Source organism: Cetobacterium sp. 2G large (genome assembly GCF_014250655.1).
GTDB lineage: Bacteria > Fusobacteriota > Fusobacteriia > Fusobacteriales > Fusobacteriaceae > Cetobacterium_A > Cetobacterium_A somerae.
The window spans coordinates 40,953-50,653 of record NZ_JACHTH010000006.1 but is presented as its reverse complement, the minus strand read 5'-3'; the positions used below and the strand labels follow the sequence as shown (position 1 = coordinate 50,653).

Sequence of the window (9,701 nt, the reverse complement as noted above, 5' to 3'; positions counted from 1 at the left end):
TCAAAAACGAAGATGGTACTTACATTCATTGGATAATTCCAAAAGAATATGGAGAAACAGCCGATATAAGCAAGCTAATACTTTAAAATCTTCATTTAAAATATTACTAAAAGATGAAAATAGAGGTAACTACTATAAAAACAATGAAAATTATCAAAAGATATTAAAAACACTTTCTAAGTATAAATAAGATATAAAATTATGATGGAACGCCGTGTGCGGTGAAAGTCGCATGCACGGTGTGGAGCGGGGGAAAACTTGGAGACAACTTCAAAGAGTTACCTATCGCTATTTGTTAAAAGAGGATATTTAGTATATGATTCAGATATTCTTTTAGATATAAATTCTAGTGTTTCAAGAACATTATATATGCTTATTGAAAAAATAAGATTTGAAGAGCTATATGTTAGAGAATCAGTTTTTGCATTAATAAAAAAAATACCTTTAAAATATGAGAAAAAAACTTTATCAACAACAATTAAAACTTTAGAAAAAGCTTTTAATGAGTTAAAGCAAAAACATCTTATAAAAGATTTTAGATTTATAAAAACATCAACATGGTTAGAATCAGATGTTGAAATATATTTTGATGAAACTCATAATATTTTAAAGCAGGAACGTTTTGACGAAGATAATAAAGATCTTAAAAACATATATAATAATTTAGCTATAAGTTTTACAGAGAAAAATATAGAAGAGATAAAGCCTTTGATTGCTGTAACAAATGAAATGATATTTGAGGTTTTAGAGAAAATGCCTTCTAAAGCTAAAAACTTAAAGTCTATGCCTAAAATTATAAAAGACACAATAGAAACTTATGGTTATGAAAAAGTAAAAGCTACAGCTATATATATGTCTAATCAAAAAAAAGTAACTAGTCCTAAAGCATATTTTTTAAAGGCTCTTGAAAATAATTGGGCTGATGATATTTTACCTAAAGAAAGTAATGAAAGATTATCTGCTACTGTAGTTTCAAAAGAAGAAGTGAATAAAAAAGATGAAATTGATGATATTATAGTCAAATTTTATAATGATTCGCCTGATAATATAAAAAAAGATATTGAAGAAAAAACATATCGAGACTATATTAAAGAGTGTGGACAAGAAACAAAGATTCAACAAATGGCATTTAATGTTGCTAAAAATAAATTGATTTATAAATATATAGAAAAAAACAATTTACATAAAATCAAAAAAGTAGAAATTCAAGAGGTTCAAGAAATTCGAGAGAAAAAGTTTCAAAATAATGAGAATTTAATTTTAGAGTTGGAAGTATTTAACGATATAATAAATAAAAGTATTGACATGTATAAAATGATTCTTAATTTAACAGATGAAAAAATTATAGAAATTAAAAGGGAAACTTTAAAAGAATTAGGAACTAAATTCATTTTAAAAAAACTTACAATAGATGAGATAAATGAAACCATCGCAGAGAAACTGAAATAGGGAGGAAACATGGGAAAAGTTATTACAATAAAAAACAATAAGGGTGGAGTTGGTAAATCATGGCTTACTTTGCAATTAGCTCATATTCTTTCAAATATAGAGGACAATAGAATACTGGTATTAACTTCTGATTCACAAAATAATGTTATGTTGTATGCAGGTGTTGACATTGAATTTGATGAGGGATTGGAAAGTTGGTTAGATAAAGGCGATGGAGACATGATTGCCTTAAGAGAGAATTTATATTATATTCCATTAACAAGTAGTAATTTTAAAAGAGGGTTTGATAAAAAATTAAAAATATTGATTGAAAAATTGAAAGGTGAATATGATTATATTTTAATAGATTCAGTTCCAATACTAAATATAGATAGTTGCTTTCTAGAACTTGCAGATAGTATAGTAATACCAACAATGTTAGATACAGCAAGTTGCAAAGGAATTTTAAACTTGTCAAATGAAGTGGACTTATCAAAAGTAAAGGCGATTGTACCAAATAAATTTTCTAAGACAAAGTCAGAGAAATTTTGGAAAAATATATTAGGAGATTTTTTAAAAGGGAATTCAATTTATTTTGCTGAACCAATACCACAAATGGCATTTTTATCTGAATTAACACATCAAGGAAAAACTATTTTAGAAAGTAGTTCAAAAAAAATAGATGAAATACAGAATAATTTAATAGAACTTGCTAAGGTGGTGTCTTAATGAAAAAAATTAACGTAAAAATAGCAAACAAATTGGGAGAAAAATTTAAAGAAATTAACATTCCAAAAGCTGATAAAGCAATAACAGAAATAGTTGAAATTAAAGAAAAATATAATCCAATATTAAATTATGATGAGTTTGAAATTGAAAATATACAGAAAGAACAAATGATTCTATTTGAAGAAAAAGCAATTCATCATGCTAATGAACTTTCTAAAAATACTATAGCTTTGTCAAAGATATTTTATGAAGCTCAAAAAACATTAGCATCTGCGAAAACAGGATCGTTTGTAAAATGGTATGAAACATTAGGCTTTAAAAAAGATTTTGTATACATGCTTCTTAAAAGAAATGAATTATTTATGGAGGTTGCAAACGAAAGAATATTTGAGATACCCGAAAAAGCAATAAAAACTATTTCTAAAATAAAAGATAAAGTAAATGTTGAAGAGATATTAGAAATTGTTAATGCTGAAAAACCAGTCGTAGTAGCAAAAGAGATTGAAATCAATCTTTCGGGTAACCCGAAAGATAAAACACCCGAAATTGAAGAAGTTGAAATTATAGATAATAAGTTTGATAAAGTTATAGATATTGAAAGGAAAATAGCAGAATATTATCAAAAAATAAAAGAGTTAGAATATGAACTAAGTATCTTAAAGAAAAGTAGATAATATGAAAAAAATGAATTTATAAAAATAAATATTAAGAAAACTAAAAAAATTAGCAAGTTTAAATTTGCTAGTTTTTTTTGTTTTTTATAAATAAAAAATGGGATCTTTTAGTATAATAAAATTCTTTTTTAAAATTGAAATATCTATGGAGCTATATCAAAGATATCGAATATTTAGTTTTTAAAGAAGGTAATAAAAAATATTCAATAAAATTTTTTAGAGTATATTATCCTAAAAGATGTAAAATAGGAGCTTTAGATAAAAGGATAAGAGATGAAATATATGAATTTAAAAATGGAGTATCTTTTGATAAATTTCTTATTAAAATAAAGAATTGGCTTATGGAAAAGTACGGAACTTATCAATTAAATAGAATAGTTATTCTTCCTGTACTAAAATCTAATAAAAAAATAAATGAAAAGAGATATAAGAAATTTTGTGAACTTTTATGTGAAAATTTAAAAATTGAAAATGGATATAGTTGTATAACTATGAAAGAGAATAATTCTCCCGATTATTTAAAAAATGATGTAAAGGTTAAGAAATATGAGTTTATATTGAATGAAGATAAATTAAAGGGAAAACATCTTATAGTTTTTGATGATATATTAACTTCTGCAAAAACTTTTTACAGCAAGTTTCGTAAAGTCCATCACTAAAGTAGTGGGAATATCAAACTTTATAAGAAATCTAATTAAATATTTGTGTAAACCTTCAAGTTGGGGTAATATTAAATTGTCTGAATCTGTTAACTGAAGATGAAAAATAGGTCCAATTCTTTGAAAAGAGATAAAGTCTTTCGACTTGAAATATTTTTACAATCTAAAAGGTATTGAGAAATAGCTCTTGTGGTAGTTGAATGAACAAAATATATATACAAAGCATCAATGGCAACATTGATATTTGTCCGAAGTCTTTTGATGCTAATTGTTTTAGATTTAAACTCAGAAGAAATATTATTAAAATCAGAAGTCATTTTTACTTGAATATGAATATGATTACACTTTCTAGAATTACATTTAAATCTAGAATAGTAAAGATAAGCGTAATGTAAATATGTTCTTGAATTACAAATAGGACACTTTGGATATGGGCGCTTGTTCTTATTAGGATTAGAATCTGGACTAAATTGTCTAGCGCACTGCTTACATTGATATTTTTGATGTCCAAGTTTATTTTTACCAAAACGATAAAGATTTTTAGAGAAACAACGAGGACAAAAGATATTATTAATACACATAGTTAAAAACTGTTCCTTTCTTGGGGAGATTATTGGTTGGTCGAATAACTATTATACCTCAAAGGATTGGAGCCAAATTATATCACAGCTTCAAATATATTTTGAAGAAAGAATTTAAATTTAAGCGTATGAAAGCATAGAGTTAATAAAGCGGACTATTTTTTCGCTTTATTAAGATTTTTCTAAAATATATAAAAAGGGATGACTTAAAAAAATCATCCCTAAAAAATATAAAATATTACTCTAAATTTTTTAGAGTTTATACAAAATATGAAGAAGTTTCACTTTAATAGAATATCTTCACTAGTGGTTTTCAAAAAATCTAATATCTATCTAGTAAATTTGTTTTGACAAACTTTTATCAATCTAAATATTTCTTCAGTATTTCCTTTTACAAACTTTTCAGCTATCTCTTTTTTCATAGCTTCCTCTAAAGTTATTGGATAATTTATTATTGAGAAGAAACTATCTATTCCTTTTTCGTGAGTTTGTACTGCATCATCTGTTAATCCTCCTGCTAAAGCTATTACAGGAATATCAAATTTTTTAGCTATTTTTGCAACTCCTACTGGTGCTTTTCCCATAGCTGTCTGATGGTCTAATCTACCTTCTCCTGTTATAACAAAATCTGCATTTTTTAATTCTTTTTCTAAACCTACTTTTTCTAATATCATATCTATTCCCGGTGATAATTTACCATTTAAGAAAGCTACTAAACCTCCTCCTAATCCACCAGCTGCTCCAGCTCCTGAAAGATTAGAAACATCTACATTCATTTCTTTCTTTATTATCTCTGCTAAATCTTTTAATCCCTTATCTAGCTCTTTAACCATATCTTCAGTGGCACCCTTTTGTCTTGAATAAATTTCTGCAGCTCCTTTTGGACCATAGAACGGATTATCAACATCACATGCCACTAAAAATCTACAATCTTTTAATTCAGGTGAACTCTTTGTTGAATCTATGTATCTTACTTTAGATAAGATTTCTCCTCCAAATCCTAATTCTTTTTTATTTTCATCTAAAAATTTATAACCTAAAGCTTGTAACATACCAAGGCCAGCATCATTTGTAGCACTTCCACCTATTCCAACTATAAATTCACGACATCCCTTTAATATTGCATCTTTTATTAACTCTCCTGTCCCATAAGTAGTTGTCTTCATAGGATTTCTTTTTTCCACTGGTATTAATGGCAGTCCTGATGCTTCTGCCATCTCAATTACAGCAGTTTTTCCATCTCCCATTATTCCATATCTAGCTTCAATTTTTTCCATAAGAGGATTATTTACTGTTACTGTTACAAATTTTCCTTTTGTTCCTTCAACTAAAGAAGCTACTGTTCCCTCACCACCATCAGCGATTGGTACTTTTATTACTTCAGCTTCTGGATATACTCTTTTTACCCCAACTTCTATTGCTTGTCCAAGTTCAAAAGAGCTTAAACTTCCTTTAAACGAATCTATAGCTACTATTATTTTCATAAAAACTCCTTTTAAAATTTAATATGTGTATGACAACTTTCGTTATAAAACAAATAATTCTATTAAAACAATATAAAAAAGCAAGTTATAATAACTTTTGTATTACAACTTGCTTATGTTTTACAATTTAATTTAAAAATTGTCAACTTTTTTCTTATTTTTTTAAATCAATCATAGTTCTTTCTAGATGTCGCTTCATATATATTTGAGCAATTTCAATATCTCTTTTTTCTATAGCGTCTGTAATTAAATTATGCTCTAAAATACGATCTTTTAAAGGTAATTTAAAGTATTGTTCCTTTGCATGGTATCCCATAATATTTAATAACATTTCAAAAACTTTATATATTAGAGAGTTTGAACAATTTTCCAAAATAAATTTATGAAAAATCATATCTTGTTTAAAAAACTCTTCAGGTGTAATATCTTCTTCATTCATCTTACTATTTATATATTTTAAGTGAAGTAACATTTCATCAGTAGCATTTTGTATAAATAGGCCAACCCCAACAACATCAAGTGCTTGACGAAGTTCTAAAATTTTAATATAGTCTCCTTCTCCTAAAATCATGAATGGAATTAAATTATCCATGAAACTTGAGGGAGTTATTTTTTTAACGAAGCTACCACCACCTTTTTTTTTATATAAAATTCCCATAGCTACCATCTTTCCAATAGCTTCTCGAACAGAAACTCTACTCACCATTAACTCTTCAGCTAATTGATTCTCAGAGTCAATTTTATTTCCCTCTTTCCAAATTCCTAATACGATTTTTTCTTCAATATATTTAAAAACTTTATCACTAGCTTTTTCTTTAATCATTTTAAAATCATTCTCCTATATTTTTTTACATTATATCATGTTTTGATGTTTGAAAAAATAAGGATTGAAGATATAAGTTTTTTATTTAAGTTTTTGTTAATTTTATATGTTATAATGAAAAAAATATTGTAAAAGCTGGAGGTATGTATATGATTAGTGGAAAAGGAATTATTTTATTACAAAATATAATAGAAAATAACGGTGAAAAAAGTATAAAGGATCTTTCGAACGAGTTGGAAATAGGTGAAAGAACTGTACGATATGAAATTGAAAAAATAGAGGAATATCTAAACGATAATTATGAGATAAAAAATATATCAAATATTGAGTTAACAAAAGGAACCGTTAAAATCACTGATATTCAAATTGTAAAAAATATATTAAAAGAAAATTATAGTATAAAATTTTTATCTTCTGAAGAAAGAGAAATATACATACTTTTACAAATTTTATTTAAAAGATCTATAAATCAAGGAAAATTATCAGAAAAATTAGATATAAGTAGAAATACATTGAAGCTATACTTAAAAAATATAAAAGATTTGTTAGGTAATTATAACTTAAAATTAGAGATTTCTCCTAAAAAAGGGTTGATTTTAATAGGTGAAGAGGAAAATATAAGACTTTGTACACTGAATTTTTTTGGTATTTTAAAGAGCTCTAAAAACTATTTATTTAAAGAGATTATAGAAAATGAAGTGTTTGTAGAGGAAGATGGTATTGTTGCATTTATGAATTATTGTCAAAAGTTGATGAATAGAATAGTATCAGATGAAGCTTTTGAGATAATAAAAAAATATTTAAAAATAGCAATTGTTATGGCAAAAAATGGGAATAGTATGAGGAAAATAAAAAATGAAAACTTTTTAGAAGAAACAGAAGAGTACAAAGCAGTAAAAAAAGCAAGTGCGTTAATAGAATCAAATTATGATATAGAGTTTTCAAAAGTTGAGTATTTAAAGATAACAGATTTTTTCCTAGGAAGTCATACATATAATCATAGATATTCATATTATGAAAATTGGGTAGAAATGGAGGTTTTAGTTAAAAAACTTATACAAAATTTCAATAAGAGAATAGATGTTGATATATCAAAAGATGATATTCTCTTAGATGGATTATTGAATCATTTAAAACCAACTATTTATAGAATTCAGAACGGGATTCAATTGGAAAATTCAATCTACTTAGAAGTTATAGAAAGTTATCCAAATCTTTTTAAAATAACAAAAGAGGTTATGAATGAATTAGAAAGATATATAGAAAAAGATTTTTCAGATGATGAAATAGCATTTATAACAATTCATTTTAAAGCTTCTATGGATAGAAATAGAGTTATTATAAAAAATAAGAAAAAAGTTTTATTAGTTTGTGGTATGGGATATGGAACATCTAAACTTTTAGCTCAACAACTAAAAGAGTTATTTTCGATAGATATAATAGATATAATACCAAAACATATGCTAACAACAAGTTTAAATAAAAATGAGATTGATGTAATAATAACTACTGTAGATTTAAAGTTATTAGATTTTTTAACACCAGTAATAAAAGTAAATCCAATTTTATCTACTGAAAATATAAATATTTTAAAGAAAAGTGGCTTTGAAAAACGTAATAAAAAATATCTTTTATCTGAATTTATGAATGAAATAGAAAAAAATTGTACAATAAATGATAAAGAAAATATGATTGAATCTTTAAAAAATATTTTAAATTCAAATTTAATTGATGATATTTCGCCGAAAAAAATTACAATTTTTGATATGTTAAATAAAAAACAAATCTCTTTAGGAGAGATTGCAAAAGATTGGGAAGAAGCTGTAAGAAAGGCTGGAAACCTTCTATTAAAGAGTGGTTGTGTAGAAGAAAGCTATGTTGAAGATATGGTTCAGTGTATAAAAAATTATGGAAGTTATATGGTTATGGGTAAAAATATTGCTTTTCCTCATGCAAAAACTGACAGTAATGTTAATAAAACAGCTTTCTCTATAGTTACTTTAAAAAATAGTGTTTTATTTCCCGAAGATATACCTGTAAAAACTATAATAGCCTTTAGTTCTAAAGATAATAAAGAACATTTAGATGGATTTTTAGAAATAGTTGAAGAGATTGAAAAACCAGAATTTAATATGGAAAAATTTGTAAAAAAATTTTGAATAAAATAGGTTCTTTTTTATAGCTAAAAAATAAAATATACTTCTATCATAAAGGTAAACATAACAATCTGGAGGTAGAAAGTATGTCAAAAATTAGTAAAATAACTAGAGAATCTTGGATATTAAGCACATTCCCAGAGTGGGGAACATGGTTAAATGAAGAAATTGAAAATGAGAAAGTTGCACCTGGAACAGTAGCAATGTGGTGGCTTGGATGTACTGGAATTTGGATTAAAACAGAGGGAAATGCAAATTTATGTATAGACCTTTGGGTAAAAACTGGAAAAAAATCAGGAAAAAATCCATTGATGAAGCACCAACACCAACACCAAAGAATGATAGGATGTCAAGCATTGCAGCCAAATTTAAGAAATGTACCTTGTGTAATTGATCCATTTGGAATAAAGGAAGTAGATGCAATTTTATCAACTCATGATCATGGAGATCATATAGATGAAAATGTAGCAGCAGCAGTTATTCAAAATTGTGACCCATCAGTTCCTTTTATAGGACCACAAGCGTGTGTTGATTTATGGATAAGTTGGGGAGTACCAGAAGATAGATGTATTGTAGTAAAGCCAGGAGATATAGTAAAAATAAAAGATACAGAGATTGTTGCTCTAGATTCTTTTGATAGAACAGAGTTAGTGACAGCTCCAGAAGGGGTAATTTTAAAAGATAAAATGCCTCAGGATATGGATAAACTAGCTGTGAATTATTTAATAAAAACTCCAGCAGGAAATATATATCATAGTGGAGATTCTCATTACTCTAACTATTATGCAAAACATGGAAATGACTATAAAATAGATGTTGCTTTAGGTTCTTATGGTGAAAATCCTAGAGGTATGACAGATAAAATGACGTCTGTTGATATGTTAAGAATGGCTGAATGTTTAAATACAGAAGTTGTAATTCCAATTCACCATGATATTTGGACAAACTTTAAAGCAGACCCAAAAGAAATCTTATATCTATGGAATATGAGAAAAGACAGATTACAGTATAAGTTTAAACCATTTTTATGGGAAGTTGGTGGAAAATTTGTATGGCCACTTGATAAAGATAGATTAGAGTACATGTATGATAGAGGATTCCACGATGCTTTTGCAATAGAACCTGATTTACCATTTAAATCAATGCTTTAATAGAAGATAAAAGTAT

General features: G+C 26.4%; 10 protein-coding genes. 7 read left to right on the top strand and 3 right to left on the bottom strand.

Going from position 1 to position 9,701, the window contains the following annotated elements:
* The 5 genes from H5J23_RS14100 to H5J23_RS10680 all read left to right on the top strand — a co-directional run.
* Positions 1 to 190: hypothetical protein (locus tag H5J23_RS14100; RefSeq protein ID WP_221892826.1), on the top strand; the 190-nt coding region annotated here is incomplete at its 5' end.
* Between the two features lie 68 nt (positions 191 to 258).
* Positions 259 to 1,449, top strand: a complete 1,191-nt coding sequence (locus tag H5J23_RS10695) for a hypothetical protein (RefSeq protein WP_185892203.1) — start codon at positions 259 to 261, stop codon at positions 1,447 to 1,449.
* Between the two features lie 9 nt (positions 1,450 to 1,458).
* Entirely contained in the window at positions 1,459 to 2,157 is a 699-nt protein-coding gene (locus tag H5J23_RS10690; protein ID WP_185892202.1) for a ParA family protein, read from the top strand.
* A complete protein-coding gene (locus H5J23_RS10685) occupies positions 2,157 to 2,831 on the top strand; it encodes a hypothetical protein (RefSeq protein ID WP_185892200.1) in 675 nt (224 codons plus the stop codon). The genes H5J23_RS10690 and H5J23_RS10685 overlap by 1 nt, the downstream gene beginning before the upstream one ends.
* 134 nt (positions 2,832 to 2,965) lie before the next feature.
* Positions 2,966 to 3,490 (top strand): hypothetical protein, encoded by a 525-nt coding sequence (locus H5J23_RS10680; protein ID WP_185892199.1) that lies wholly within the window; start codon positions 2,966 to 2,968, stop codon positions 3,488 to 3,490.
* Between the two features lie 89 nt (positions 3,491 to 3,579).
* Here the strand turns inward: H5J23_RS10680 and H5J23_RS14330 are convergent, their stop codons facing one another.
* The 3 genes from H5J23_RS14330 to H5J23_RS10665 form a co-directional block, all read right to left on the bottom strand.
* Entirely contained in the window at positions 3,580 to 4,071 is a 492-nt protein-coding gene (locus H5J23_RS14330) for an IS1 family transposase (protein WP_185892197.1), read from the bottom strand.
* A gap of 329 nt (positions 4,072 to 4,400) precedes the next feature.
* Entirely contained in the window at positions 4,401 to 5,555 is a 1,155-nt protein-coding gene (locus tag H5J23_RS10670) for a glycerate kinase (protein ID WP_185892195.1), read from the bottom strand.
* A 154-nt stretch (positions 5,556 to 5,709) separates the two neighbouring features.
* Complete coding sequence (locus H5J23_RS10665) at positions 5,710 to 6,378, bottom strand: FadR/GntR family transcriptional regulator (RefSeq protein ID WP_185892193.1); 669 nt, start codon at positions 6,376 to 6,378, stop codon at positions 5,710 to 5,712.
* 149 nt (positions 6,379 to 6,527) lie between these two features.
* On the opposite strand from H5J23_RS10665, the gene H5J23_RS10660 reads away from it, so the two are divergent.
* Positions 6,528 to 8,537, top strand: a complete 2,010-nt coding sequence (locus H5J23_RS10660) for a BglG family transcription antiterminator (RefSeq protein ID WP_185892192.1) — start codon at positions 6,528 to 6,530, stop codon at positions 8,535 to 8,537.
* 83 nt (positions 8,538 to 8,620) lie between these two features.
* The gene (ulaG, locus tag H5J23_RS10655) at positions 8,621 to 9,685 is read left to right on the top strand and encodes an L-ascorbate 6-phosphate lactonase (protein WP_185892190.1); all 1,065 of its coding nucleotides are present in this window, start codon (positions 8,621 to 8,623) and stop codon (positions 9,683 to 9,685) included.
* The last annotated feature ends 16 nt before the right edge of the window (positions 9,686 to 9,701 follow it).

Coding starts and splice junctions, on each gene's coding strand:
- H5J23_RS10690 (WP_185892202.1), top strand. CDS start 1,459: ATGGGAAAAGTTATTACAATAAAAAACAATAAGGGTGGAGTTGGTAAA.
- H5J23_RS10685 (WP_185892200.1), top strand. CDS start 2,157: ATGAAAAAAATTAACGTAAAAATAGCAAACAAATTGGGAGAAAAATTT.
- H5J23_RS14330 (WP_185892197.1), bottom strand. CDS start 4,071: ATGTGTATTAATAATATCTTTTGTCCTCGTTGTTTCTCTAAAAATCTT.
- H5J23_RS10670 (WP_185892195.1), bottom strand. CDS start 5,555: ATGAAAATAATAGTAGCTATAGATTCGTTTAAAGGAAGTTTAAGCTCT.
- H5J23_RS10665 (WP_185892193.1), bottom strand. CDS start 6,378: ATGATTAAAGAAAAAGCTAGTGATAAAGTTTTTAAATATATTGAAGAA.
- H5J23_RS10660 (WP_185892192.1), top strand. CDS start 6,528: ATGATTAGTGGAAAAGGAATTATTTTATTACAAAATATAATAGAAAAT.
- ulaG (WP_185892190.1), top strand. CDS start 8,621: ATGTCAAAAATTAGTAAAATAACTAGAGAATCTTGGATATTAAGCACA.